The organism is Saccharothrix syringae (genome assembly GCF_009498035.1).
Classification (GTDB): Bacteria; Actinomycetota; Actinomycetes; order Mycobacteriales; family Pseudonocardiaceae; genus Actinosynnema; species Actinosynnema syringae.
Map to the genome: position 1 here is coordinate 8,195,040 of NZ_CP034550.1, position 24,569 is coordinate 8,219,608.

The 24,569-nt window shown below is 74.0% G+C and carries 24 protein-coding genes and 1 pseudogene; 10 read left to right on the forward strand and 15 right to left on the reverse strand.

The window, feature by feature from the left end; genetic code table 11:
• Nucleotides 1-60 precede the first annotated feature (60 nt).
• Nucleotides 61-681 (reverse strand): TetR/AcrR family transcriptional regulator, encoded by a 621-nt coding sequence (locus tag EKG83_RS33910; protein ID WP_228122319.1) that lies wholly within the window; start codon nucleotides 679-681, stop codon nucleotides 61-63.
• Nucleotides 682-752: 71 nt separating this feature from the next.
• On the opposite strand from EKG83_RS33910, the gene EKG83_RS33915 reads away from it, so the two are divergent.
• Entirely contained in the window at nucleotides 753-1,142 is a 390-nt protein-coding gene (locus EKG83_RS33915; protein ID WP_033432964.1) for a Dabb family protein, read from the forward strand.
• Nucleotides 1,143-1,177: 35 nt separating this feature from the next.
• On the opposite strand, the pseudogene EKG83_RS50055 reads toward EKG83_RS33915, so the two are convergent.
• The 3 genes and pseudogenes from EKG83_RS50055 to EKG83_RS33925 form a co-directional block, all read right to left on the reverse strand.
• A pseudogene (locus EKG83_RS50055) lies at nucleotides 1,178-1,358 on the reverse strand (IS982 family transposase); the annotation flags it as partial.
• A gap of 41 nt (nucleotides 1,359-1,399) precedes the next feature.
• Nucleotides 1,400-1,891 (reverse strand): metallophosphoesterase family protein, encoded by a 492-nt coding sequence (locus EKG83_RS33920; RefSeq protein ID WP_033432965.1) that lies wholly within the window; start codon nucleotides 1,889-1,891, stop codon nucleotides 1,400-1,402.
• A gap of 6 nt (nucleotides 1,892-1,897) precedes the next feature.
• Complete coding sequence (locus EKG83_RS33925; RefSeq protein ID WP_033432966.1) at nucleotides 1,898-2,140, reverse strand: hypothetical protein; 243 nt, start codon at nucleotides 2,138-2,140, stop codon at nucleotides 1,898-1,900.
• A gap of 196 nt (nucleotides 2,141-2,336) precedes the next feature.
• On the opposite strand from EKG83_RS33925, the gene EKG83_RS33930 reads away from it, so the two are divergent.
• Nucleotides 2,337-3,536 carry a glycosyltransferase gene (locus tag EKG83_RS33930; protein ID WP_051766367.1) on the forward strand — a complete coding sequence of 400 codons (1,200 nt, stop codon included), beginning with the start codon at nucleotides 2,337-2,339 and terminating at the stop codon, nucleotides 3,534-3,536.
• A gap of 77 nt (nucleotides 3,537-3,613) precedes the next feature.
• On the opposite strand, the gene EKG83_RS33935 is transcribed toward EKG83_RS33930, so the two are convergent.
• Both EKG83_RS33935 and EKG83_RS33940 read right to left on the reverse strand, forming a co-directional pair.
• On the reverse strand, nucleotides 3,614-4,015 hold the full coding sequence (locus EKG83_RS33935; protein ID WP_153278640.1) for a DUF6292 family protein: 402 nt from the start codon (nucleotides 4,013-4,015) through the stop codon (nucleotides 3,614-3,616).
• Between the two features lie 103 nt (nucleotides 4,016-4,118).
• Nucleotides 4,119-4,574, reverse strand: coding sequence for a DUF4383 domain-containing protein (locus EKG83_RS33940; RefSeq protein WP_033432968.1), 456 nt, complete (start codon nucleotides 4,572-4,574; stop codon nucleotides 4,119-4,121).
• A 148-nt stretch (nucleotides 4,575-4,722) separates the two neighbouring features.
• Here EKG83_RS33940 and EKG83_RS33945 point away from each other — a divergent pair, with 148 nt between their 5' ends.
• Nucleotides 4,723-5,382, forward strand: a complete 660-nt coding sequence (locus tag EKG83_RS33945) for a DUF1990 family protein (protein ID WP_051766368.1) — start codon at nucleotides 4,723-4,725, stop codon at nucleotides 5,380-5,382.
• Nucleotides 5,383-5,404: 22 nt separating this feature from the next.
• The gene (locus tag EKG83_RS33950; protein ID WP_063741393.1) at nucleotides 5,405-6,460 is read left to right on the forward strand and encodes an NAD-dependent epimerase/dehydratase family protein; all 1,056 of its coding nucleotides are present in this window, start codon (nucleotides 5,405-5,407) and stop codon (nucleotides 6,458-6,460) included.
• Nucleotides 6,461-6,466: 6 nt separating this feature from the next.
• Here the strand turns inward: EKG83_RS33950 and EKG83_RS33955 are convergent, their stop codons facing one another.
• The 3 genes from EKG83_RS33955 to EKG83_RS33965 form a co-directional block, all read right to left on the reverse strand.
• On the reverse strand, nucleotides 6,467-6,952 hold the full coding sequence (locus tag EKG83_RS33955; RefSeq protein ID WP_033433039.1) for a DinB family protein: 486 nt from the start codon (nucleotides 6,950-6,952) through the stop codon (nucleotides 6,467-6,469).
• Nucleotides 6,953-7,063: 111 nt separating this feature from the next.
• Nucleotides 7,064-8,191, reverse strand: a complete 1,128-nt coding sequence (locus tag EKG83_RS33960) for an MFS transporter (protein ID WP_084716774.1) — start codon at nucleotides 8,189-8,191, stop codon at nucleotides 7,064-7,066.
• A 253-nt stretch (nucleotides 8,192-8,444) separates the two neighbouring features.
• Nucleotides 8,445-8,969, reverse strand: a complete 525-nt coding sequence (locus EKG83_RS33965) for a MarR family winged helix-turn-helix transcriptional regulator (protein ID WP_033432969.1) — start codon at nucleotides 8,967-8,969, stop codon at nucleotides 8,445-8,447.
• 39 nt (nucleotides 8,970-9,008) lie between these two features.
• Here EKG83_RS33965 and EKG83_RS33970 point away from each other — a divergent pair, with 39 nt between their 5' ends.
• A complete protein-coding gene (locus EKG83_RS33970) occupies nucleotides 9,009-10,079 on the forward strand; it encodes a DMT family transporter (protein ID WP_033432970.1) in 1,071 nt (356 codons plus the stop codon).
• On the opposite strand, the gene EKG83_RS33975 is transcribed toward EKG83_RS33970, so the two are convergent.
• Complete coding sequence (locus tag EKG83_RS33975) at nucleotides 9,967-11,613, reverse strand: IclR family transcriptional regulator domain-containing protein (protein WP_051766370.1); 1,647 nt, start codon at nucleotides 11,611-11,613, stop codon at nucleotides 9,967-9,969. The two genes, EKG83_RS33970 and EKG83_RS33975, sit on opposite strands and share 113 nt — an antisense overlap.
• A gap of 121 nt (nucleotides 11,614-11,734) precedes the next feature.
• On the opposite strand from EKG83_RS33975, the gene EKG83_RS33980 reads away from it, so the two are divergent.
• On the forward strand, nucleotides 11,735-13,195 hold the full coding sequence (locus EKG83_RS33980; protein WP_033432971.1) for an aldehyde dehydrogenase family protein: 1,461 nt from the start codon (nucleotides 11,735-11,737) through the stop codon (nucleotides 13,193-13,195).
• A 201-nt stretch (nucleotides 13,196-13,396) separates the two neighbouring features.
• Here EKG83_RS33980 and EKG83_RS33985 read toward each other — a convergent pair whose 3' ends face one another.
• Nucleotides 13,397-15,631, reverse strand: coding sequence for an ATP-binding protein (locus EKG83_RS33985; RefSeq protein ID WP_228122320.1), 2,235 nt, complete (start codon nucleotides 15,629-15,631; stop codon nucleotides 13,397-13,399).
• Nucleotides 15,632-16,050: 419 nt separating this feature from the next.
• On the reverse strand, nucleotides 16,051-16,629 hold the full coding sequence (locus EKG83_RS33990; RefSeq protein WP_228122321.1) for an ArsR/SmtB family transcription factor: 579 nt from the start codon (nucleotides 16,627-16,629) through the stop codon (nucleotides 16,051-16,053).
• Nucleotides 16,630-16,693: 64 nt separating this feature from the next.
• Between EKG83_RS33990 and EKG83_RS33995 the strand changes: the two genes are divergently transcribed.
• From EKG83_RS33995 to EKG83_RS34005, 3 genes are read left to right on the forward strand one after another with little or no spacing between them, the layout of a single operon-like run.
• Nucleotides 16,694-18,217, forward strand: a complete 1,524-nt coding sequence (locus EKG83_RS33995) for a M20/M25/M40 family metallo-hydrolase (RefSeq protein ID WP_228122322.1) — start codon at nucleotides 16,694-16,696, stop codon at nucleotides 18,215-18,217.
• Nucleotides 18,214-20,043, forward strand: coding sequence for a S9 family peptidase (locus EKG83_RS34000; RefSeq protein WP_033432972.1), 1,830 nt, complete (start codon nucleotides 18,214-18,216; stop codon nucleotides 20,041-20,043). Before EKG83_RS33995 ends, EKG83_RS34000 begins: the two co-directional genes overlap by 4 nt.
• Nucleotides 20,044-20,088: 45 nt before the next feature.
• The gene (locus EKG83_RS34005; protein WP_033432973.1) at nucleotides 20,089-20,883 is read left to right on the forward strand and encodes a dioxygenase family protein; all 795 of its coding nucleotides are present in this window, start codon (nucleotides 20,089-20,091) and stop codon (nucleotides 20,881-20,883) included.
• 17 nt (nucleotides 20,884-20,900) lie between these two features.
• Here the strand turns inward: EKG83_RS34005 and EKG83_RS34010 are convergent, their stop codons facing one another.
• The gene (locus tag EKG83_RS34010) at nucleotides 20,901-21,899 is read right to left on the reverse strand and encodes a YdcF family protein (RefSeq protein ID WP_033432974.1); all 999 of its coding nucleotides are present in this window, start codon (nucleotides 21,897-21,899) and stop codon (nucleotides 20,901-20,903) included.
• A gap of 103 nt (nucleotides 21,900-22,002) precedes the next feature.
• Here EKG83_RS34010 and EKG83_RS34015 point away from each other — a divergent pair, with 103 nt between their 5' ends.
• Nucleotides 22,003-22,419, forward strand: a complete 417-nt coding sequence (locus EKG83_RS34015; RefSeq protein WP_051766372.1) for an ATP-binding protein — start codon at nucleotides 22,003-22,005, stop codon at nucleotides 22,417-22,419.
• Nucleotides 22,420-22,532: 113 nt separating this feature from the next.
• Here EKG83_RS34015 and EKG83_RS34020 read toward each other — a convergent pair whose 3' ends face one another.
• Both EKG83_RS34020 and EKG83_RS34025 read right to left on the reverse strand, forming a co-directional pair.
• A complete protein-coding gene (locus tag EKG83_RS34020; RefSeq protein WP_051766373.1) occupies nucleotides 22,533-23,054 on the reverse strand; it encodes a general stress protein in 522 nt (173 codons plus the stop codon).
• A 71-nt stretch (nucleotides 23,055-23,125) separates the two neighbouring features.
• On the reverse strand, nucleotides 23,126-24,568 hold the full coding sequence (locus EKG83_RS34025) for a family 43 glycosylhydrolase (protein ID WP_033432975.1): 1,443 nt from the start codon (nucleotides 24,566-24,568) through the stop codon (nucleotides 23,126-23,128).
• Nucleotide 24,569: the final 1 nt, after the last annotated feature.

Here is a 24,569-nt window from a genome sequence, read left to right on the forward strand (position 1 = left end):
CCGGTCCTGCCGACCGGTCCCCGGACCCGTCCCGTTCACCCCCCGAAGGACCCGTCCCGTTCACCCCCCGAACGCCCGCAGGAACGTGTCCACCGCGTTCACCGCCACCACCCGCAGCTCCGCCGCCCCCACCTCGCGCGTCCCCGCCCGGGAGCGCGCCTCCACCGGCCAGCTGATCAGCGCCAGCAACTGCTCCGCCGCCTCCCCCGGCTCGCACGACCGCAGCCGCCCGGCCAGCACCAGCCGCGCCACCCGGTCGGCCAGCGCGTCCGCCACCCGCAGCGAGGTGCGCTCGTGCACCGACGCGGCCAGCTCCGGGAACCGGTCGGCCTGCGCGTGCACCAACCGCCGCAAGGCGCGGGAACGCGGGTCCGCGCACGTCAGCGCCAGCCGGAGCGCCACGTCCTCCAGCGCCGCCCGCAGGTCGTCCCCCGGCTCGCGCAGCCCCTCCACCACCTCCAGCAGGTCGCCCAGGACCGCCTCGGCGGCCGCGTCGACGGCGTGGTGGAACAGCGTCTCCTTGTCGTTGAGGTGGTTGTAGACGGTCGGCTTGGCCACGCCCGCCACCTCGGCGATCTCCTTCACGCACGCCTCGGCGTACCCGCGCCGGCCGAACACCTCGAACGCCGCCGCCAGGATCGCCCGCCGCTTCTCCACGCGCCCGCGTGACCGCGTCTCCACGATCAAAAGCCTAGCTATTGAACCTACGAGACCAGTAAGTTGAACCCAAGGGTTCAAAACGAGGAGCGAGCATGATCGTCAACCTGCTGCGGTTCCGGTTCCGCGAGGGCACCACGCCCGACCAGGAGGCCGAGGTGCTGGCCGCGATGAGGCGCACGGCGTCGCTGGACTCGGCGGCGTTCGGCGTGGTCGGCCACGACATCGGCGACCCGGCCGAGGGGTTCACCCACACCTACCTGGTGGGCATCCCCGACCTCGACGCGCTGGAGCGCTACATGCACGACCCGGTGCACATCGCGGGCGACGAGGTGATCCTGCCGCACCTCGCGCGGCTCGCCGCGGTCCGCATGAGCGACGACGACCCGGACGTGGCCGCGAAGGTGGCGGAGCTGCACCTGGCGAAGGTGGCGAAGTACCCGGAGTGGGGTCGCGCCGTGGACGAGCTGATGGCCGCCCGCTGAGTCGCGCCCGCCGTGTTGTTCGAGGTTGAACTTGCGGGCGGGAAACGCAGCCGGCGGGCCTCGGAGGTGAACCCGGGCAGTGCCTGGGCCACCGCCAGGGTGACCGGTTCGGCGTCGGTGAGCTTGGGCGGTCCGCCGATGCGGGGCCTGCTGGCGAGGTGGTCGTCGATCTTGGCGTGGAGCGCGGGAGGGAAGGGTGTTCGGGTCGGTCGTCACGAACTGGTCTTGAACACCCCTCGCCCGTGCGCATCACTCGTCTAGGTCACCGGCACGATCCGGGCGTCCAACAGCACCCCGTCCTCGACGTCGAGCAGCCCCACGGTGCCGTGGGGCTGCCGCCGCCGGTCGGTCGGCGACCCCGGGTTGAACACCCGCACGCCGTCGCCCGTCACGTCCATCGGGATGTGCGAGTGCCCGAACACCACCAGGTCGGCCTCGGGGAAGCGACGCCGCATGCGCGCGGTCCGGCCCTTGGCCTGCCCGCTGTCGTGGATCATCGCGACCCGCAGGCCCGCCAGCTCCAGCGACGCGGTCTCGGGCGCGCCCCACGCGACCACGTCCGGACCGTCGTTGTTGCCGCACACGGCGGTCACCGGCGCGTACTGCGCCAGCTCGTCCAGCACCTCCGCCACGCAGACGTCCCCGGCGTGCAGGATGACGTCCGCGTGGCGCAGGTGCCCGGCCACGGCCGGCGGGCAGGACTTCCACCGCCGGGGCGCGTGGGTGTCGGACAGGACGACGACCCTCATCGGCGGTCAGGACAGGGCGGGGCCCGACTCGCTGCTGCCCGACAGCTCCTTGAGGAACTCGTGGCACTGCTTGGCGCGCGCCGAGTCCTCCTCCATCACGCGGCGGAAGAAGTCCGCGATGTCCTGGCGGCCCGCGTTCTCGGCGTCGCGGACGTACTGGCCGTAGTCGTGCCCGGCCTTGAGCGAGTGGTACTGGACCGAGATCAGGTCGAAGCTGACGTCGTCGAAGCCGGTCTCGCCGGTGGCCATGGAATTCCTCCTCGGGTGGTGATCCGAACGCCTGTCCCATACCCGGCAGCGGCGCGCCCAACCCCGCACGCCCGGGTGACCGCCGCGTTGAGTGGCGGGCCCCCGGGGTTGCTTGTACGGTCCAACGTGGGTTGAAACCACAGCCTGCCGTGCGCGACCAGGTCCCTGCCCGGTCACGCTGTCGGAGGAAACCCGGATGAAGATTGCCGTCGTTTCAGTCCACGCGAGCCCCTTGCCGGTGCTCACCGACGAGGAGGAAGGCGGCCAGGACGTCCACGTGGCCGAGCTGGCCGCCGCGCTGGCGGCGCAGGGCCACGACGTGGTGGTGCACACCCGTCGCGACTCGGTGCGACCGCCCGAGGTGGTGCGCGCCAAGCCCGGCTACGAGGTGGTCCACGGGCCGGCCGGCCCGCCCGGGCCCCTCCCGGCGGACGAGCTGCCGCCGCACCTCGACGAGTTCATCCGCGCCCTGCACGACCGGTGGCGCGTCGACCGGCCGGACGTCGTGCACGCCCACTCCTGGACCTCGGGCCTCGCCGCCGTGCTGGCCGCGAGCGGCCTCGGCGTGCCGGTGGTGCAGACGTTCCACGCGCTGGGCGCGCTGGAGCGCAGGCTGCGCGGCACGGCCGTCCCGTCGGCGCGGGTGTCCACCGAGCGGCTGATCGCCCGCGAGGCGACCCGGGTGGTGGCCACCTCGTCGGACGAGCTGAACGAGCTGGTGCGCATGGGCGTGCCGCGCAAGCGGGTCGCCGTGGTGCCGCCCGCGGTCGACGTGTCCCGGTTCAGCCCCGAGGGGCCGCGGCTCAACCGGCCGATGCCGCACCGCCTGGTCACCCCCGAGGACGGCGCGGAAGAGGTGATCGTCGCGCTGCGCGGCGTGCGGGACACCGAGCTGGTGGTCGTCGGCGGCGGCCCGGACGAGGTGCGCGCGCTGCGCGAGCTGGCCCGCGAGCACGAGGTGGCCGAGCGGGTGCGGCTGCTCGGCCCGGTGCCCCGGGTGGCGCGGCCCGCGCTGCTGCGCTCCGCCGACGCCGTGGTGTGCACGACGTGGGGCGAGAACACCGCCGCGGCGCCGCTGGAGGCGATGGCCTGCGGGGTGCCCGTGGTGGCCAGCGCGGTGGCCGGCCTGGCCGAGACGGTCGTGGACGGCGTGACCGGGATGCTGGTGCCCCCGAACGAGCCCGGTGCGCTGGCCCGCGCCCTGCGCCCCCTGCTGGCCGACGAGGCCCGCCGGGACGCCTACGGCACCGCGGCGGCCGACCGCGTGGAGGCGCGCTACCGCATCGACCGCATCGCGTGCGAGATCGCGCGGGTCTACCGGCAGGCGTCCGGGCTGGAGGACGCCGTGGAGGCGGCGCCGGACGCGGCCCAGGAAGCGTCACCGCAAGAGGTGTGACCGCGAGAGGCCGGGGCCGCCGTGCGAAGAGGCGCGGCGGCCCCGGCCCGTGGCAACGGCTCAGGCGGAACAGCGGCTCAGGAGGCGTACCGGCCCAGGCGGTCCACGAGCCCGTCGACGTCGCCGACCGCGCGCAGGCGGACCGGTCGCGGGTCGCCGGGCCGCTCCTCGCGCAGCAGCGCCCTGGCGAACGCCGCCACCTCGCCCACCGGGGGCAGCACCTCGTCACCGAGGTAGCTCAGCACGACCGGCCCGCCCGCCCACCCCGCGTCCAGCGCCGCCGCCCACCCGTACTCCTCGTCCCACAGCAGCAGCAGGCCGTAGTCCGGGAACAGCGACAGGTGCCCGGTCACCACCAGGTGGGCGCAGGCGGGCGGCCCGGTCCGGGCGCACGCGCACCCCTCCACCACCCCCAGCTCCGCGGCGAGCGCGTCGACGTAGCGGCGGAGCCCGCCGATCGGCACCTCGTGCCCGCTCACCACCGCGCGCGTCCGCTCATGAGCCCTCGCCCCTCCCGGAGACGACGTGGCCGGGACCGCGGTGCGCGGTCCCGGCCACGGTGGGTGTCCCTTCGCCGTCGGGTCAGACCCGGCGCGGCAGCGACGAGCGGCCCAGGAGCAGGCCCAGGCCGACCATGCCGATGGCGAGCACCAGGTGCAGCCAGTTGTCGGCGGCGTTGAACGGCACGAAGTTGGCCGAGCTGTCGTGGTCGATGATCAGGCCGTAGAGCCAGAGCAGCAGGTAGACCACGCCACCGCCGACCAGGAACAGGTAGGCGCCGCGCACCGTCCTGGCCAGCGCCACGCCGGCGGCGCCGAACGCGAGGTGCACGATGTTGTGCAGGATCGAAACGTTGAACACGCCGAGCAGCAGGGCTTCGGAGTGGTGGCCCGCGAAGGTCATCGTGTCGTAGTTGGTCGTGAGACCGGGGATGAAACCCGCGATGCCGACCAGCAGGAACACCGCGCCCACGACCGTCGAGGCGAGCTGGACCGGCGTGCGCGTGGCAGCGCTGGCTGCGGGGTTGGCTGCGGACATGTCGACTCCCGTCGATGTGCGGAACACGCTTCGTGCCGACCGACTACCCCCGCCCCCGGAGCACAAACGGGGGGATCGCGGCCATTTCGCCCGGCCGTGGCGTTTCGCGACGTCCTGCCAGGCAATCCGGCGCGTCGGAGGTGTCCTCGTGCGCTTGAGCCGGCCCGGGCAGGTCGACGTCGGTGCCGTGCTGCGCGGTCTGCGCGGGCGGGGCCTCAACTACTCGCGATCGGAGGTGGCACCGCCGGCGTGGACGTTCGACGTGCACCGCCGGTCGCTCGGCCGGGAGGCCGCCGGCCCGCCGGAGGAGGGCGGGCTGTGGTGGCGGGCGCGGGCGGTGGTCGCGGACTACGGGTTCACGCCGCCGGAGCTGGTGCGGGCGTACTACGAGCGCGGCTCGGACCTGCTGGGCCGCGACATCCTGCTGGAGGCGCGGCTGCCGGGGCTGCGGTTCCTGATGGGCGTGCGGGTCACGGCGGTGCGGGACGAGTCGGACGCGGACCGGACGCTGTGGGGCTGGGGCTACGAGACGCTGGAGGGCCACCTGGAGCGCGGCCGGGTGGACTACGAGCTGGTCAAGGACCACCGGTCCGGCGAGGTGGAGTTCGTCGCGCGCAGCTACTCGCAGCTGCACCCGCGCGCGCCGTGGTGGATGAGGTTCGGCTGGCGGCTGGTGGGCCGCCGCGCGCAGCTGCGGTTCTACCGGCGGGCCGGTCAGCGGTTGGCGCACCGGCAGTCGGTGGTCGAGGTGCCGTCCGGCGGCAGCCGCCGGTTCGGGATGGCCTTGCTCGATCCGGTGATCGGGTGACCAGGAGAACGGAGCGCACGTCGTGAAGGTTGTGATCACCGGGGCCACCGGGAACGTGGGCACCGGGGTGCTCCGCGCCCTGGCCGCCGACCGCGAGGGCCACGAGGTGGTGGGTGTCTGCCGCAGGCCGCCGGACCACGTGCCGCCGTACGACGGGGCCGCGTGGGTGCCGTGCGACCTCGGCGACACGTCCGCGCCCGAGGTGCTGGCCGGGGCGTTCGCGGGCGCCGACGCCGTGGTGCACCTGGCGTGGATGTTCCAGCCGCTGCGGCGCGGCGAGCAGGTGCACCGCACCAACTACACGGGCACGCTCGCGGTGCTGGAGGCGGCGAAGCGGGCGGGGGTGCCGCACGTGGTGCAGGCGTCGTCCATCGCCGCGTACGCGCCCGCCGCCCGCGGCGTGGACCCGGTCGACGAGGACTGGCCGACCACCGGCGTGCCCGGTTCGGTGTACGGGCAGGGCAAGGCCGAGGTGGAGGCGCTGCTGCGCCGGTTCGCCGAGGACAACCCGGACACGGTGGTCAGCGTCGTGCGGCCGACGCTGGTGGCGCAGCGGGAGGCGTCGGCGAGCTTCCTGGCGCTGTTCTTCGACCCGATCACGCCCCGCTGGCTGCTCCGGCTGGTGGCGGGCGGCGGGCTGCCCGTGCTGCCGCTGCCCGCCGACCTGCGGGTGCAGCTCGTGCACGCCGACGACGTCGGGGACGCGGTGGTGCGCATCCTGCGGCACCGGGCGCCGGGCGCGTTCAACCTGGCCGCCGACACGATCACCGCGAAGGACCTGGCCCACCTGGCGGGCGCCCGGCTGCTGCCCATCCCGGGGCGGTTGGTGCGGGCGGCCGTGGGCGTGCTGTGGCGGTTGCACGCCGTGCGCATGTCGCCGGGCTGGTTCGACGTCGGCACGCGGTCGCCCCTGGTGGACACCGGGCGGGCGCGGGCGGAGCTGTCCTGGGTCGCCCGGGTGTCCAGCCTGGACGCGGCGCGCGAGCAACTGGCCGGGTTGGCCGACGGGGTGGAGGGCGGCAGCCCCGCCCTGCACCGGGACCGGCTCCGCGGTGCGACCACCCCCGCGCTGACCTGAGCCGGTTCACCGGCGTCCGATACCCGTCCGCCCGTCGATCAGCTCGCGCACGACGTCGAGGTGACCGGCGTGGCGGGCGGTCTCCTCGATCATGTGCAGGATGATCCAGCGCAGGTCGGCGACCTCGTCCCCGCGGTCCTCGGCGGGGTGGCTCCCGAGCGGCGGCGCGGACAGCGGCACGTCGGCGACCAGCGCGTCGGCCCGCTCGCACTGCGCCCGGTAGAAGGCGAACACCTCGTCCGGCGACCGGGGCGTGTTCAGCGGCGCGTGGTCGTCGTCGGGCCAGTCCAGCGGTTCGGCCGCACCGGTCAGCACCTCCTGGAACCAGTGGCGCTCGGCGTACCCGAGGTGTTCCACCAGCCCCAGCGGGGTCCAGTCGGACGGCAGGACCGAGGTGGTCAGGGCCCGCTCGTCCATGCCCTCCAGGATCTCCAGCACGGCGGCGCGCTGCGAGGCCAGGAACGCCAGCAGGGTCTGCTTCTCGTGATCCACGCACCGGGACGTTAGCGGTGGGGCCCGACAGGCGTGTCCGAGTGCGACGACAGGGCCGGCGAGCAGGCCGCGACCGGTCTCCCGTCCGGGTCCCCGAGGCCGCTCACGCGGTCAGCGCGCGTACCGCGCCACCACCACCGCCAGCACCGTGATCACCCCGAACACCGCGGCCGCCCCGGGGAACCCGGCCAGCCCCAGCCCGACCCCGCCCAGCGCCGCGCCGGCGAACGTGCCGACGCTCATCGCCGCGGCGTGCACGCCGAGCGCCGCACCGCGCGCGTCCCCGGCCCGCCGGACCAGCAGCGTCACCAGGCACGCCGCCGCGGTGGCGTGGCAGGCGCCCAGCACGGCGGTCAGCACGAGCGCCGACCACAGCGCGTGCGTGAAGAAGATCCCCACCACCGCGACCGAGGCCACCACCAGCGCGACCACCAGCAACCGCTCGGCGGGCACGCGCCCCGCACCGGCGAACCGCCCGGCGAGCAGGTTGCCGAGGAAGAACGACGTGCCGCTCAGCGACCACACCAGCGCGAACGGCCCCGGCGCCAGGTCGAACCGCGCGTCGTAGAACGCGGCCAGGTAGGACAGGTACCCCATGAACGCGGCCGTGCGCAGCAAGGCCACCACCACCAGCGGCCGCACCCCGGACAACGCGCGGAACGCCGCCAGGTAGCCGACCCGCTCCCCGGCCTCGACCGGTGGGCCGGGTCGACGCGCCAGCACGACGGCCAGCAGGACGGACACCGCGGCGATCGCCACGAGGTCACCGCGCCACCCCCACAGCAGGGCGGGCAGGGCGACCACGGGCGCGGCGAGCACGGCGGTCAGCGACTGGGTGGCGGTGACGAGCGTCGCGGCACGCCCGGCGGCCGGCCCGTGCCCGAACCGATCAGCGGCGGCAGCGGCGAGCGCCGGGCCCAGCACCGCCATCGCGATGCCGACGAGCAGGCAGAACACCACCAGCGCGGCGAACTCGGCGACCGCGCCGACCAGCGAGGCCACGCCGAGCAGCACCAGCCCGCCCGCCGCGGTCCGGGTGCGGGGCACCCGGTCCAGCAGCGGTGCCAGCGCCACCCCGACGACCAGGGCGGCCAACCCGCCGAGCCCGCGCAGCCCACCGACCAGCGCGACCCCGCCGCCGATGGCCGCGGCGATCGGCACCAGGAAGGTGCTGAACACGGTGAACGGCAGGAGGTTGACCGCCGACGCGACCAGCACCGGGCCGAGGGAACGGGCCATCCGCAGGTCACCGGGCACCACTGGCTGGTCCGCACTCACCCGGTCCGCACTCACCCGGTCCGCGCCCGCCGGACCTGCGCCCACCCGATCCGCTTCCACCCGGTCCGCGCCCGCCTGCCCGGCACCCACCCGATCCGCTTCGGCCCGGCCGGCGTCCGCCTGCCCAGCAGCCACCCGATCCGCTTCCGCCCGGTCCGCGCCCGCCCGCCCAGCCCCCACCTGATCAGCGCTCACCCGATCAGTCCCTACCCGATCAACGCCCGCCTGACCAGCCTCCCCCCTCGTGCGGCGGCTCGAACCGGGCGAGCCAGGCGGTCAGGATGCCCTCCAACCGCGCCGCGTCCTCCGCCCCCAGCGCGTCCAGCAACTGCCGCTCGTTGGCCATGTGCTCGGTGAACGCCTGGTCGATCACCCGCAACCCGGCCTCGGTCAGCGCGACGACCCGCCGCCGCCCGTCCCCCCGCCCGACCCGCCTCGTCACCAGCCCGTCGCGCTCCAACCGGTCGATGCGCTTGGTGATCGCCCCCGTCGTCACCATCGTGTGCTGCGCCAGCTCCCCCGGCGCCCGCTCGTACGGCGCCCCCGCCCGCCGCAGGGCCGCGAGCACGTCGAACTCACCCTCCCCCAACCCGTGCCGCCGGTAGACGACGTTCAACTGCTCGGTCAGCACGGCCGCGAGGCGGTGCAGCCGACCGATCACCCCCTGCGGCGAGACGTCGACATCCGGGCGCTCCCGCGCCCACTCCGCCTGGATCCGCGCCACCCGGTCCGCACTCATGCCACCAATCTACCTTCCACGGAAGCTATATTGTCTTCCGTGGAAACTATCCGGTGGGCCCTGATCACCGCCATCGCCCCGGTCGCCTGGGGCGCCACCTACTACGTCACCCACCACTTCCTGCCCGCCGACCACCCGCTGTGGGGCGCGGTCCTGCGCGCCCTGCCCGCCGGGCTCCTGCTGCTCCTGCTGCGCCGCGAACTCCCGCGCGGCCCCTGGTGGTGGCGGTCGGCGGTGCTCGGCACGCTGAACACGGGCGCGTTCTTCGCCCTCGTCTACCTGGCCGCGCAACTGCTGCCGACCAGCCTGGCCTCGACGATCATGGCCACCTCGCCCGTGGTGATGATCGCCCTCGCCTGGCCCCTGCTCGGCGAACGCCCCCGCGCCCGAGCCGTGCTGGGCGCGGCGGCGGGCGTGTTCGGCGTGGTGCTCGTGTTCGCCTCGGGCGTCGGCCCGGCGAACCCGGTCGGGGTGCTCGCGTCGGTTGCCGCGATGGCGATGTCAACATTCGGACATGTGCTGACCAAGCGGTGGGGCGCGGGATCGGACGTCCTGTCGGTGACCTCGTGGCAGCTCGTCGCGGGCGGCCTGGTGCTCGTCGTGCCCGCGATCGCCGTGGAGGGCGCACCCCCTGCGCTGACGTGGCGCGCGCTGCTCGGGTTCGCGTTCGTGTCGGTGGTGGGCACCGCGCTCGCGTTCGCCGCGTGGTTCGCCGGCCTGCGACACCTCGAAGCGGGCGCCGTGGGCCTGATCGGGCTGCTCAACCCGGTGACCGGCGTCCTGCTCGGCGTCGCGCTGGCCGGCGAGCGGCTGACCGGCCACCAACTCCTCGGCCTGGCCCTGGTGCTGTCCGGCGTGGTCCTGGGTCAACGCCGGACCGGCGCCCGGCCGAGCGCCCGCCTCAGCACCAGCCCCGGCACCAGCCCCAGCGCCCGTCTCAGGGCACGCCTCAGCGCCGGACCCGGCATCCACCCCACGCCCAGCCCCAACCCCCGCCTCAGTGCACGACCAGCGGCACCTGGTCGAACGCCACGGCCAGATCGGCCTCGATCAGCCCCACCGTCCGCCGCAACGCCGGCAGCACCCGTTCCACCGTCTCCCCCGGCGTGACACCACCGACGTGCAACGCGGTGTTGACCGCCGCGACGACCCGCCCCGCCCGGTCCCGCACCCCGACCGCCAGCGACCGCAGCCCCTCGTGCAGCTCCTCCTCCACCAACGCCCAACCGAGCCGCGCGACCTCGTCCAACGTCGTCTGCAGCGCCGGTTCACCGACCACGGTGTGCCGGGTCAACCGCTCGGCCCGGCGCAGCAGCGGCGCCCGGTCCGCCGCCGGCAGGTCGGCCAGCAGGACGCGCCCCATCGAGGTGGCGTGCGCCGGGAACCGGGTGCCGACGGTGATGTCCACCCGCATGACCCGGGTCGCGGCGGCCCGCGCCACGTACCGGACGTCGTCCCCGTCGAGCACGGCCATCGACACCGACTCGCCCAGCGAGGCCGCCAGCCCGGCCAGGTGCGGCTGCGCCAGCTCGGCCAGGGTGAGCCGGGACAGCCGGGCGTACCCCAGGTCCAGCACCGCCGGCAGCAGCGCGAACCGACCGCCGTCGTTGACCGCGTACCCGGTGTCGCACAGCACCTGGAGCGCGCGGCGGGCGGTGGCGCGGGGCAGGCCGGTCAGCTCGGCGGCGGCGCTCGCGCTCAGCCCGCCGGGCGCGTGGCGGAACGCCTCGACCACGGCCAGCCCGCGCGCCAGGGTCTCCAGGAAGTCCATGCCGACCTCGTCCTTGACGGACCTGGCCAACATGGCGGACCCCGCGGAACCCCCATCGTCCGACGACGACGGGGCACCGCTCACCGCCGCACCCAGCACCGCCTCCGCCTCGGCGACCGCCGCCCGCAGCCGGGGCAGCACCACCCCGGTCACGTCGAGGTCCCGGCTGGTGTGGCTGAGCACGCTGATCGCCGCGACGGCGCGCCCGCCCCGGTCGCACACCGGCGCGGCCACGACGAGCAGCCCGGGTTCGACCCACTGGTCGTCCAGCGCCCACCCCCGCGCACGGGCCGCCGCGACGCGGTCGCGGAACACCGCCTCCCGGTCCGCCACCGGCGCGGCGAGCGCGGGCACGGCCGGGAAGCCCGCGTCGAGCGGGTCGGCGGTGCGGCGGTGCCGCCACGTGACGAACCGGTCCTCGTCCCAGTACCCGGCCAGCACCACCCCCGCGGCCGTCCGGTCGCTGGGCAGCACGTCGCCGACGTGGAACGCCAGGTAGACCGCGCGCCGCCGGGTCGACTGGGCGACCAGCCGGGCGCCGTCGGCGTCGGGCACGGCCAGCGTCACCGTCTCGTCCAGCTCGTCGGCCAGCCGGGCCAGCACGGGCCCGACCGTCCCGACCAGGCCGCACGAGGCGAGGTAGGCGTTGCCCAGCGCCATCGAGCGCAGCCCGAGCAGCACGTCCGCGCCCTCGGCGCGCAGGTGGCCCAGGCGCAGCAGGGTCGCGGTGACCCGGTCCGCGGTCGCCCGCGGCAGCCCGGTCGCCTTGGCCAGGTCGCCGCGCCGCAGCCGCGGGCCGGGGGCGGAGGCCACGGCGTGCAGGACCGCCAGACCGCGCTCGAACGTGCCCCCCTCGGTGGTGCCCTCGGTCAAGGTCGGTTCCCGTCTGGATGATCACGCGGTCCTCGACATCGTAGGGGTCCGGGTGGTACACCCTGACTCCCCCTGCCCACTCAGCGAACTGAATTTCGCTGAGCGAACAGATTGGCCAACGATGACCATCCAGCGCGAACTCCACGTCGGCGGACGCGAAGTACCAGCTCAGAGCGGGCGGACCACGGACGACGTCAACCCCTTCACCGGGGAGGTGCACGCCACCGTGGCGGCCGGGGGCCCGGAGGACATCACCCGGGCGGTGGAGGCCGCCGACGAGGCGTTCCCGGCGTGGGCGGCGCTGCCGCCGTCCCGGCGCCGCCAGGTCCTGGCGAGGGCCGCCGACGTGCTGGAGGCCCGCGCGGACGAGGCCGCCACCACCATGACCGCCGAGACCGGCGCGGTGCTCGGGTGGGGGCACTTCAACGCGGGGCTGGCCGCGCGCGTGTTCCGCGAGGCGGCCGCGGCGGCCACCCTGCCGGTCGGCGACGTGCTGACCACCGACGTCGCCGGGCAGCTCTCGCTGGCCGTGCGCGAGCCGGTCGGCGTGGTGGCGGCGTTCGCGCCGTGGAACGCGCCGCTGATCCTGGGCGCCCGCGCCATCGCCACCCCGCTGGTGGTGGGCAACACCGCCGTGCTCAAGCCCAGCGAGGAGGCGCCGATCGCCGGCGGCCTGTTCCTGTCCGACGTGCTGCGCGAGGCCGGCCTGCCCGACGGGGTGCTCAACGTGGTCACCAACGACCGGGCGGACGCGCCGCAGGTCGCCGAGGCGCTGGTCTGCGACCCCAGGGTGCGGGTGGTCAACTTCACCGGCTCGACCGGCGTGGGTCGGATCATCGGCGGCCTGGCCGCGCGCGAGCTCAAGCCCGCCGTGCTGGAGCTGGGCGGCAAGAACGCCGTGCTGGTGCTGTCCGACGCCGACCTGGACCACGCCGTGGACGCGGTGGCGTTCGGCTCGTTCGCCAACGCGGGCCAGATCTGCATGTCGACGGACCGCGTCCTGGTGCACCGGTCGATCGCCGAGGAGTTCACCGAGCGGCTGGCCAAGAAGGTCGCCGCCCTGCCGCACGGCGACCCCGCCGACCCCGGCACGGTGATCGGCCCGCTCGTCGACGCGCGCGCCGCGCGCCGGGTGGCGGACCTGGTGGCCGAGGCGGTCGCGGGCGGCGCGCGGGTGCGCGCGGGCGGCGGCGAGCCCGAGGGCGCGCACCACCCGGCCACCGTGCTCGACCGCGTCACGCCGGACATGCGCATCCACCACGAGGAGGTGTTCGGCCCGGTGGTCGCGGTGATCGAGGTGGCCGACGACGACGAGGCCGTGGCCATCGCCAACGACACCCCGTACGGGCTGACCGCCGGCGTGCTGACCGAGGACACCCGGCGCGGCCTGGCCGTCGCGCGCCGGCTGCGCACCGGCATCGTGCACGTCGGCAACCAGACCGTGGACGACGAGCCGCAGGCGCCGTTCGGCGGGGTCGGCGCGAGCGGCTACGGCCGGTTCGGCGGGCGCTGGGGCGTGGAGGCGTTCACCACGACGCGCTGGGTGACGGTGGCGGGCGAGCGCGGCGCGTTCCCGTTCTAGGCGGGAGTACCGAACAGTCCGAGTGGGCGCGGGCGGGGACGGAGGCGATCAGGTCCCGACCACCTCAAGTCGCCGTCCCTGCCGGCAACCCACCCGGACGCGAAGCCTGCCGAACTTCCCGTTCGAAGGTTCATGCCCACCGAACCTTTCGTGATTTAATCCCGAAAAACTGGAGGAGAACTCGACCTGAGTCAAGCCTCCCTATGACACGGCTCCGGTGGATCCGCCACCGCCGGGTCTACCGAGTGCGTCGAGCTGTCGTTGCATTCGCTCGGCGTCATTGTCACGACCTTGCTCTTGGTACAGCCGCAAGGCTTTGCGCCACACCGCGCGAGCCTGGTCGTAGTGACCAAGAGCGGCATGAGGGTGCCCGAGCCGGTCGAGGGTGTCGGCGACCCCGTAGATGTCGCCCAATTCGCGCCGTACGGCCAATGCCTGCCGGTAGTGACCGACAGCTCGTGCGTGATGACCAGTGTGGTGGTCGATCCAGCCCAGGCTGTCCAGAGAGGCTCCCTCACCACCGCTTTGATGACGACGGTGCAGGTTCAAGGATTCCTGGCAATAGGTGCGGGCGATTTCGTAGTCCCCCAGGTGAGCGGTGTACCAGCCCACCAGGTTGAGCGTGCTGGCTTCGCCTACTGGCCGACCGAGGGCCCGGTACAGGGCCAGCGCGCGCGTGGCGTGTTCCAATGCCCGCTGGTCCTCTTTCCGCTGCCCCCAAGCCGAGGCGAGCAGGCGGTGGGTGTGCGCTTGTTCGACGAGATCGTCCTGCTGTTCCGCCAGGATGAGAGCTTCGTGCAGGTGTCGGGTCGCTTCCTCGTTACGCCTCAGCCGAGCGTGAGCGTTGCCGAGGAGTCGCTGGGCGCGGATCCGAGCGGTGGGGTCGGGTAGGTGCGCAGCGGCGTCCACGGCGGCCTCCGACATGGCGAGCCTGTCGTGGAGGTGGCCTCGTCGCAGGTGGAACACCTCCGACGCCCAGGCGAACTGCCACACAATCCGGTGCCATTGGCGGGTTGCAGCGGCGCGCTGGGCGGTCAGCAGGTTGACGCGCTCGCCGTCGAACCACGCCAATGCCTCCGACACGTCGGGCACCGGGTGCGGGCGGGTGCCGGGCGTGGGCGGATCCGGCTGCACGAGTGCCACGTGGGAAGTCAGTACGCGGTGAGCGGCGTGGGCCGTGTGCAGGTAGAAGTCCACTACGCGTCGCAGCGCCATCTCACACACGCCTGTAGGCAGGTCCCGGTGGGCCACGGTGGTGGCGTAGGCACGGATCAGGTCGTGCATGGTGTACCGGCCGCGCCCGTCCTGCGTCAGCAGCGACGCTTCTTGCAGGGTTCGCAGCACGCGTTGGGCCCTCACCGGCGGCAGGCCGGTGAGACTGGCCGCGGCGAGCAGTCCGATGTCCGGCCCGGGTGCAACGCCGACCAGGCTGAACACCTGCTGCTGGGCGGCTGTCAGCGCCCGGTAGGAGGCGGCGAGCACGGCAGGGAGGCTGACTGCGGGATCGTCGTCGTTGTCCAGCGCTTCCACGCCCAGCTCTCGCAGTTCACCGGTGAGCGCGACGAGCGGGAGGGCCGGGTGGGCGTGGGCGCGTCCGGCCAGGATCCCCAGGGCCAGGGGGAATCCTCGGCACCACTTGAGCAGTTCGGCCACCGCCTGCGGTTCGGAGGCCAGACGCGCGGCGCCCAGCCTGCTCTCCAGGAGTTCGCGCGCCTCCCCGTCGGTGAGCATTCCCAAGCTGACGTGCCTGGCGCCATGCCGGGTGATCAGGCCGTTCAAGGTCTTGCGACTGGTGACCAGTACCGTGCACGACGCCCCTCCGGGCAGCAGCGGGGTCACCTGCTCGACGGATGCCGCGTTGTCCAGGACGATCAACATCCGCTTGTTCACCACCAGGCTGCGATAGAGCGCGGCTTGGCCTTCCAGATCGGGCGGAATTCGAGAGGGATCGACCCCCAGGGCATCGAGGAAGCCACGCACCGCCGCCTCCGGCGTCGTGGGAGGGCTCGTCGGGCTGAAGCCGTGCAGGTCCACGAACAGCTGTCCGTCGGGAAACCTGTCCAACCGCTGGTTGGCCCAGCGCAGGGCCAACCAGGTCTTGCCGGCCCCACCCGCGCCCCCGATGGCTGAGATCACCACGGTCGCCCCGCGCGAATCTTCTGCCGATACCACAGGAGGAATTCCATGCATCAGTCCGGAAGATGCGTGTCGACCTCCATCCGACGCATCGTCGATTCCAACGGAGGCGGACCCTTCGACTATTCGGTCCAGTGCCGCGAGCACATCTGCACGCCCGGTGAACCACGGTGCCGTCGCAGGCAACTGGCGTGGCACGATTTCGTCCCATACCGGTTGGTGCAGGTGCACGCCACCATGCACGGCTGCGGCTTGCACCACGCCTCCGTAGATCGAAGTGGCGTTCGCCCCGTTGCGCACCGATAAGACTTCCTCCGGCCTGAGGGAGTCACCAGCCGCAGCGGGTTCATCCGCGGCGTCCGCCTTGGGCTCGGGTTGGGGCTCGCGCACAGCCACCTCGGGCACACATCCGCAGCATGCGCACCTTCAGCAGGTGCCGCTGCAAGCATGCACCTGACGCGGTTGCAATTCAGCCCGGTGGACGCAGGTTCGTCCGGACATACGCATCGCAACCGCCCATCTGCGCCATAGCCCGAATACTGAGGTTTTCTCAATAGAACGGTCCGGGGTTCCGACTCGGCGCAAAAGGGCTCGCACCCGGACGTGGCATTTCACGACCACAGACCACCACCCGCGTCTCCACCCGGCGGCACGACTCGGCGCACGCCATCCCGACCTCGACCGCGTCGGCGGCACCGCCTGGGCAACGCGCGGGTACTTCAGGGCTGACGAGGGTCGATCAGCCCGCTCACACCCTCCCCGGGCCGGGCCGCCAGCGACCACAGGTAGCTCAACGCCTCGCCGTCCGGCTCGTCGCGCCCGGCGAACTCCGTCAACAGCGCGTCCAACCGGTCCTTCAACTCCGCCTGGGATGCCGCACCCAGGCGGAGCACGCCGCGCATGGTCTCGCGCTGGGCGCCCGGCCCAGCCTCCAGCACCTCGGCGCGGTGCGCGGCGAGCACCGCCAAGTCGACCCGCCTGCCCAACTCCCCGCCCTCGTCGACCAGGCCGAGCCCCCACGTGCGCCCGGTCGCCCGATAAGGCCGTTCCAACGCGCCGCGCGCACCGCTGCGCACCGGTTCGGCCACCAGGAAGTCCGTTTTGACCAACGCGCGCACGTGCCGCAGGACGGTCGCCGGCGCCACGCCCAGCCGCTCGGACAACTCCTTGTTGGTCCACGCCCGGTCCAGGCACAGCCGCAGGATGCGCCAGCGCAGCGGGTGGGCGAGGGCCTTCAGCTCTTCGACAGTGGCGTCGCGCCCCGGTTGGTCGGGCGGGACGACGGGCAGGACCGGCACCTGCCGAGGCTAGCTCCAACGGCCGCTTGCCGCCCTGGCAAGTGATTTGCTTCACTGCAACCGATTGCAGCAACTGAAATCGCTGGGGGGCGCCGTGGACGACGTGGCCGGGTGGGTGCGGGCCCACGATGCGGAACTGCTGGCCGAACTCGCCGCCTGGGTGGCGCAGCCCAGCGTCAGCAGCACCGGCGAGGGCATGGCCGGGGCCGCCGCCCACGGGGCGGAGCTGTTGCGCCGCAGCGGCCTGGCACCCGAGGTGGTGCCCACGGGCGGGTGGCCCACCCTGATCGGCACCGCCCCCGGCCCGCCGGGCGCGCCGCACGTGCTGGTCTACGGCCACTACGACGTGCAGCCGCCGGGCCCGCTGCACGAGTGGGCCAGCCCGCCGTTCACCCCGGACTTCCGCGACGGCCGCGTCTACGGTCGCGGCACGGGCGACAACAAGGGCCAGCACCTTGCGCAGCTGCTGGCCCTGCGGGCGTTGCGCGAGCTGACCGGCCGCCTGCCGTGCCGGGTGACGGTGCTGCTCGACGGCGAGGAGGAGGTCGGCAGCCCGCACCTGCCGGCGGTGGTGCGGCAGCGCGTCGCGGCCGACCCGCCCGACCTGGTGCTGTGGAGCGACGGCCCGGTGCACGAGTCCGGGCGGCCCTCGGTGGTGCTCGGGGTGCGCGGCGTGCTGGCGTTCGAGCTGCGCGCCCGCGGCGCGTCCGCCGTGCTGCACTCCGGCAACTGGGGCGGCATCGCCCCGAACCCGGCGTGGCGGCTGGTGCACGCGCTGGCCACCATGCGCGCCCCCGACGGCCGGGTGCTGGTCGAGGGCTTCGCCGACGGCGTCGAGCCGCCGAGCCCCGGTGAGCGGGCGGCGCTGGACCGGCTGCCGGTGGAGCTGTCCGCCGTGCTCGCCGACATCGGCGCGAGCGCGCCGGAACCACCCGTCGACCGCGGTTTCGCCGACCGGCTGGTCGCGCCCACGTTCACCATCAACTCCCTGAGCTGCGAGGACACCCCCGAGCACCGGACGGTGATCCCGAACGTGGCGGTGGCGCGGTGCGACGTGCGGCTGGTGGGCGGGCAGCGCGGCGACCGGGTGCTGGCGGCGCTGCGGGCGCACCTGGCCGTGCACGCGCCCGACGTGGAGCTGGTCGCGGGTGCGACCGTGGAGCCGTCCCGGACGCTGCCGGAGAGCCGGTGGACCGAGGCGGTGCTGGCGGGCGCGGCGGCCGGGTTGGGCGAGCCGCCGGTGCTCGTGCCCGCGCTGGGCGGCAGCCTGCCGATCGCCGCGTTCACCGACGGGCTGGGCGTGCCGTGCTACGGCCTGCCGCTGGCCAACGTCGACGAGCGCAACCACGCGCCGAACGAGAACCTGGAGCTGCGGTGGTTCCGGCGCGGCGTGGTCGCGGCCGCGGCGGTGCACCGGGCGATCGCGGCGGCCGGCCTGGAGGAGGCCCGGCGGGAGGCGGCCCGGGAGGAGGCGGCCCGGCGCGAGACGCCCCAGAGGAAAGCGTCCCAGCAGGGAGCGTCCCAACGCGACACACCCCAACACGACACACCCCAACACGAGACACCCCCGCGCGAGGCCGCCCAGTGAGCTGGACCGACTTCGAGCTGCTGACCGGCGCGGAACCCGAACCGGGCGGCACGCGCGTGGCGTACGTGAGCGACCTGACCGGCCGACCGCAGCCGTGGGTGCTCGACGACGGCGTGGCCCGCCCGCTGGAGGTGCCCGGCTCGGTCGGCCGCTGCACGTGGCGGCCGGACGGCGCGCGGCTGCTGGTGCTCACCGACCCCGACGGCGGCGAGGACCACCGGCTGGCCGAGGTGGACCCGGGCACCGGCGCGGTGACGTGGCTGGTCGCCCGGGAGGGCGTGCGGTGCGAGATCGGCACGCCGTACGGCACCACCGGGCAGCCCTACAGCCCGGACGGCACCCTGCTCGCCTACGCGGACAACGCCCGCGACCGCACGGTCTTCGACGTGCTGGTGCGCGACCTGCGGACCGGCGAGGAGCGGATCGCCCTGCGCGGCGACGACCGGTACCTGCCGATGGGCTTCTCCCCCGACGGCCGGCTGCTGCTGGTGCTGCGGCTGCACCAGCAGTCCGACCAGGACCTGTTCACCGTCGACCTCGGCGGTGGCGCGGTGCGGCGGCTGACCCCCGCCACCGGTCCGGCGAAGTACCACCCGGTGGCCTGGCTGCCCGACTCGTCCGGCGTCTACGCGTGCGCCACCGCGGACCGGGACTTCCTCGGCCTGGCGGTCATCCCCCTCGACGGCACCCCCACCTGGCTCGACACCCCCGACCACGACGTCGAGGGCGCCGCGCTCTCCCCGGACGGCAAGCGCTTGGCGTGGGGCGTGAACGAGGGCGGTTTCACGCGGCTGCGCTGGGCCGGGGTGGGCGGCCCGCCGGCGGACGTGACGTGCCTGCCGCGCGGGGTGGCGGTGACCGAGTTCGGCATGGGCGGGTTCGCGCCCCGGTTCACCGCCGCCGGCGAACTGCTGGTGCAGCTCGGCCGCCCGGACGGGGCGACGGACCTGTTCCTGGTGGACCTGCCGCGCGACGAGGCGCGGCAGCTCACCGACTGCGGCGCGCGGCTGCCCGGCCCGGTGGTGCCGCCGGAGGTCGTGCACGCGGACGGCCGGGGCGCGTCCCCGGCGTTCGCGGACGACCACCGCGTCCCCTGCCTGCTCTACCGCCCGCCGGCGGCCGACGCGACCGCACCCGCACCCGTGGTGGTGACCGTCCACGGTGGCCCGGAGGCGCAGGCGCTGCCGGTGTTCGACCCGCTGGTGCAGTCGCTGCTGGCCGCGGGCATCGGCGTGCTGGCGCCGAACATCCGCGGCTCGTCCGGGTACGGCATGCGCTACCAGCGCGCGATCTACCGGGACTGGGGCGGCGGCGACCTGGCCGACCTGGAGGCCGCGGTCCGGCTGCTGGACGAGGTGCCGTGGGCGGACACCGCGCGGCTGGGCGTGCACGGCGCGTCGTACGGCGGGTTCGCCGCGCTGTCCTGCCTGACCAGGCTGCCGCACCTGTGGCGGGCCGGGGTGAGCGAGTGCGGCCCGTCCGACCTCGTCGGCGACATCCGGTCGTTCCCGCCGACCTGGCGGCGGCGGGCGGTCGAGTGGATCGGCGACCCCGACGACCCGGCCGAGGCGGCAGTGCTCACCGGGCGCAGCCCGCTGGCCCACGCCCACCGGCTGACCGCCCCGGTGCTGATCATGCACGGGCTCAACGACACGCGGGTGGACCCGGCCGAGTCCGAGCGGATGTACCGCAGGCTGCGCGAGCTGGGCAGACCAGCGGAACTGGTGCTGCACCCCGGCGTCGGGCACGACGTGGACCGGGAAGGGCTCGCCCGGACCGCGGAGCTGGTCGTCACCTGGTTCGCGGAGCGGTTGGCGGGCGCATAGGGGATGCACAGCCCGCGCACAGGCCGCGCGGTCAGGGTGGGTGCCATGACCCCGATCCACGACCGCGGACTCGCCTTCGACCTCGCCACGCTGACCCGCAGGCGGGCCCTGACGCTGCTCGGCGGCGCGGGCCTGGCCTCGCTGACCGCGTGCGGCACCGGCGGCACGCTCAGCACCACGGGCAACACCACCACGACGACCGCCGCCGCCGAGTGCGGTGACGTGGTCCCGGAGGAGACCGCGGGCCCCTACCCCGGCGACGGCTCCAACGGCCCGAACGTGCTCACCCGGTCCGGCATCGTGCGCGGTGACATCCGCACCAGCTTCGGCACCGGGTCCCGCACCGCCGAGGGCGTGCCGCTGCGCATCGAGCTGACCGTGCTGGACACCGGCTCCGGCTGCGCGCCGTACGCGGGCGCGGCGGTGTACCTGTGGCACTGCGACATCGACGGCAGGTACTCGCTGTACTCCGACGGGCTGACCGGCGAGAACTACCTGCGCGGCGTGCAGGAGGCCGACTCCGCCGGCAACCTCGCCTTCACCAGCATCTTCCCCGCCGCCTACTCCGGGCGGTGGCCGCACGTCCACTTCGAGGTCTACCCGAGCCTGGCCGAGGCGACCAGGGCCGGCACGAAGATCACCACCACCCAGCTCGCCCTGCCCGAGCAGGTGTGCAGGACCGTCTACGGCACCACCGGGTACGTGCAGAGCGTGCGCAACCTGGCGCAGACGTCGCTGGACCGCGACATGGTGTTCCGCGACGGGCACGACGAGCAGCTGGCCGACGTGACCGGCGACGTGACGAGCGGGTACACCGCCGCGCTCACCGTCCGCGTCTGACCCGGTCCGGCGCCGGGTCAGGTCAGGGCCAGCACGAGGTGCCCTGCCACCAGCAGGCCGCAGGTCACCACGTGCGCGACCGGGTTCTGCGCCAGCAGTGCGACGAACTCGCGCAGGAAGGCGCTGGGCAGGAAGTACCACGCCGTGGGCGCGCCGATGATCTGCATGCGCAACCGCAGCCCCCGCGCGAGGACGGCGGCGCGGAACACGTGGAAGTTGTTGGTCACCGCCACCGCGCGCCCCGACCGGCCGCGCTCGGCCAGCAGCTCGGCGCTGTAGCCGAGGTTCTGCCGCGTGGTGGTGGCCCGGTCCTCCAGCACCACCGCCTCCTCGGGCACCCCGCGCCGCACCAGGTAGTCGCGCATGGCCACGGCCTCCGGCACGGCCTCGTCGGACCCCTGGCCGCCGGAGACCACGACCAGCGGCTCGCGCCCCGCGCCGACCTCCCGCCGGTACAGGCGCAGCGCCCGGTCGAGCCGGTTCGCCAGCAGCGGCGGCACGCGGTCCCCGATCAGCCCGGCCCCGAGCACCACGATCGCGTCGAACCCGCTCCGCCTGCCGACGCTGCCGTAGACCACCGAGTACAGCAGGAGGCTGACGAACAGGAACGCCACGTAGGCCGCGACGACCAGCAGCGCGCCGATCACCGCGTCGACCAGCGGTCCGGTGCGGGCGGTGGCGAACGCGAAGGCGAAGCCCACGCCGAAGATCGCGAGCCCGGCGAGCAGCGAGAGGAGGTTCGCGAGCTTGAAGCCCTCGCGCTTGAGCATCAGCACGCCGTTGGCGATGAGGGCGACCGGCAGCACGAGCCCGAGCCCGACCAGCACGACCGCGAACGCGTACCCGGCCGCCACCTCCGCCCTCCCCTCCAGCGCGGCGGCGCGGAAGAGCAGCCAGAGCAGCAGGAGCACCAGGGTCACGCCGAGCCACACGGCGTTGGCCAGGCGCCTGCGGTCGCGGAGCACCCCGACCACGAAGAACAGGGCCGGGATGACGGCGGCGATGCCGAAGATCATGCCGCGAATCTAGTCGGTGGACGGGCGGGTTTGGGATCGCGGCGACGCGGGTACCAGGCTCGCAGCGCCTTGAGCAGACAGGGCGTTGAGGGTGGTGCTTGCGATGAACACGACGAGACCGGCGGGCGGCGGTCTCGTCGGTGACGGCTTCGGCGGTGCCGGCTCCGACCCGGTGGTCGACGACGTCCTGTCGCCCGCCGAGGTCGATCGGTGGGTGCGGGCGGCAGGCGCCGACCTGGCCGAACGCCACACGACCGACTTCGGCCTGATCACGGCGGAGCTGATCGAGAACGCGCACCGGCACGCCGAGGGACCCTACCTGGTCAGCCTGCGGCGTCGGGGGCGCACGCTGCGCGTGGAGGTGCGGGACCACAGCCCGAGCCTGCTGCCGGTGCTGGGCAGGGCGGACACGCCGACTTCGGGCGGCGGCCTGGTGCTGGTCAACCGCCTGTCCTCGCACTGGGGCTTCGAGTGCCGGTACGAGCACAAGGTGGTCTGGGCGGAACTCCGGGCCGCTTGACGCCAGGGCCGGGCGGCGAGACCCCGAGGCAGGCGGCGCGAGGCGGGGCAAGCCGGAGCGAGGCGAGCGCGGGCCGATCAAGCGCGACCCCGAGGCGGGCCCGGCCCTCCCCCTCAGGCAGTGGGCCGGGGCGCCGGCGCGGGGCTGTCCGCGCGCGGCGCGGGCGCGCCGCCGATCAACCGCCTCGCCTCGTCGGCCAAGTGCGCCGACACCAGCACCTCGTAACTCTCGGCCCGCATCCCCGCGACCGACGAGAAGTCCCGCCGCCCACCGGTCATCGCGTGCCCGGCCGCCCCCAGCACCGCCCCCAGCACCGCGCCGAACAACGCCCCGTAGAGCGCCAGCAACAAGCCGGACACCAGCGGGTTGATCCAGTTGAAAGCACCGAACAGCCACCCGAACAGGGCACCGATGATCGCACCCGACAGGGCCGACTGCCCGGCCGCGCGCAGCGTGGTCATCCGCCCGGTGACCTGCTCGACGCTGCTGAGCCCCCGCCCGACGATCGCGGTGTGCTCGACCGGGAACCCGGCGTCGGACAGCCGGTCGACCACGCGCTCGGCGTCCGCGTACTCCCGGAAGCCGCCGATCACCACGCGTCCCTCGCCGCCGGCCTGGTCGTGCGGTCGGGTCATGGGAACCCACCTCCCTGTCGTCCCGGGGTGACTACCCACGACCCGACCGCACAAGCCCCACTTACGAGGGATTACTCCAACACGAACGTGGCATCCGCCCGGCCGGCGGCGTCACTGACCGCTTCCAGGTTGACCACCGTGCCGTTGTGCCGGAGGTAGCGACCGGGGAAGTTCGAGGACTCGAACGACACCGCCGAGGCGTCGGCCAGCCCGGCGCGGCGGGTGAAGCTCGCGTCGGCCCGGAACACCGCCGAGCCGTCGTTGCGCTCCACCCACAGCTCGTAGTTGCGGTGCCGCAGGTAGTAGCCGGGGAAGTTGGTCGACTCCAGCGACACCGCGCCCGCGCCCGCGAGCCCCGCCACCACCCGGAACTGCGAGTCGGCCAGCGGGTTCACGTTCGCCTCCACCCGCGCCCGGTACTCCCAGTGCCGGACGAACCGGTCGGGTTGGCTGTAGGACTTGAGCCGCACGGGCGTGGCGCCGTCGGCGACGGGGATGCCGAAGTTCGGCGTGCCGTCGGCGTTCCAGTAGACCTTCTGCACGCGGGTCCGGCGGTTGGGGTCGTTGAGCGGGTCGCCGGAGATGTCCCGGTAGTTGCGGTCGTGGTAGACCAGGATCTCGCTGCGCCCGTCCTCGGACGCGGTGAACGAGTTGTGGCCCGGCCCGTACTGGCCGGTCGCCGCGTTGCTCGCGAACACCGGCGTCGCCGACTTGGTCCACGACGCGGGGTTGAGCAGGTCCGCCGACGCGGACGCCGACAGCATCCCGAGGCAGTAGTTCGCGTCCGTGGCGCTGGCCGAGTAGGTCAGGAACACCCGGCCGTCGCGCTGGATCACCGCCGGGCCCTCGGCGACCTTGTAGCCGCGCGTCTCCCACGCCAGCGTCGGCACCACCAGCCGCGCGACCGCGCCGGTGACCTGCCACGGGTTGGCGCCCATCCGGGCCAGGTAGACGTTGGAGTTGGTGGAGATGCCCGGCTCGGCCTGCGCCCAGGTCAGGTACCGCACCCCGTTGACCGCGAAGGTGGACATGTCGAGCGAGAAGGTGTCCCACGGCACGTTGACCCTGCCGCGCTCGGTCCACGTGCCGGTCAGCGGGTTGGCGCTGGAGTTCTCCAGCACGTAGGGCCGGATGCGCCACACGTCGTCGGCGCGCCCGGCGGCGAAGTAGACGTACCAGCGGCCGTTGATGAAGTGGATCTCCGGCGCCCAGATGTGCGCGCCCATCTCGCCGCTGGTGTGCCGCCGCCAGATCACCGACTCCGCCGCGGTGGCCAGGCCCTGGATCGTGGTGGCCCGGCGCAGCACGATCCGGTCGTACTCCGGCGCGGTCGCGGTGAAGTAGTAGTAGCCGTCGGTGTGCTTGAAGATGTGCGGGTCGGCCCGCTGGTCGGCGATCGGGTTGGTGTACTGCACGGCGGGCGCGGCCTGCGCGGGCGCCACCACCAGGCCCGCCAACGCGGTCAGGAACGCGACGGCCAGTAGGACCAGCCGCCGTGGTGCGGTGCGGTTCATG

Bases quoted from the DNA above. Each gene is read 5' to 3' on its own strand.
- EKG83_RS33925 (WP_033432966.1), bottom strand. From the start codon at position 2,140: ATGGCCACCGGCGAGACCGGCTTCGACGACGTCAGCTTCGACCTGATC.
- EKG83_RS34025 (WP_033432975.1), bottom strand. From the start codon at position 24,568: ATGAACCGCACCGCACCACGGCGGCTGGTCCTACTGGCCGTCGCGTTC.
- EKG83_RS33920 (WP_033432965.1), bottom strand. From the start codon at position 1,891: ATGAGGGTCGTCGTCCTGTCCGACACCCACGCGCCCCGGCGGTGGAAG.
- EKG83_RS34010 (WP_033432974.1), bottom strand. From the start codon at position 21,899: ATGATCTTCGGCATCGCCGCCGTCATCCCGGCCCTGTTCTTCGTGGTC.
- EKG83_RS33960 (WP_084716774.1), bottom strand. From the start codon at position 8,191: ATGGCCCGTTCCCTCGGCCCGGTGCTGGTCGCGTCGGCGGTCAACCTC.
- EKG83_RS33965 (WP_033432969.1), bottom strand. From the start codon at position 8,969: ATGAGTGCGGACCGGGTGGCGCGGATCCAGGCGGAGTGGGCGCGGGAG.
- EKG83_RS34020 (WP_051766373.1), bottom strand. From the start codon at position 23,054: ATGACCCGACCGCACGACCAGGCCGGCGGCGAGGGACGCGTGGTGATC.
- EKG83_RS33980 (WP_033432971.1), top strand. From the start codon at position 11,735: ATGACCATCCAGCGCGAACTCCACGTCGGCGGACGCGAAGTACCAGCT.
- EKG83_RS34015 (WP_051766372.1), top strand. From the start codon at position 22,003: ATGAACACGACGAGACCGGCGGGCGGCGGTCTCGTCGGTGACGGCTTC.
- EKG83_RS33940 (WP_033432968.1), bottom strand. From the start codon at position 4,574: ATGTCCGCAGCCAACCCCGCAGCCAGCGCTGCCACGCGCACGCCGGTC.
- EKG83_RS33930 (WP_051766367.1), top strand. From the start codon at position 2,337: ATGAAGATTGCCGTCGTTTCAGTCCACGCGAGCCCCTTGCCGGTGCTC.
- EKG83_RS34005 (WP_033432973.1), top strand. From the start codon at position 20,089: ATGACCCCGATCCACGACCGCGGACTCGCCTTCGACCTCGCCACGCTG.
- EKG83_RS33915 (WP_033432964.1), top strand. From the start codon at position 753: ATGATCGTCAACCTGCTGCGGTTCCGGTTCCGCGAGGGCACCACGCCC.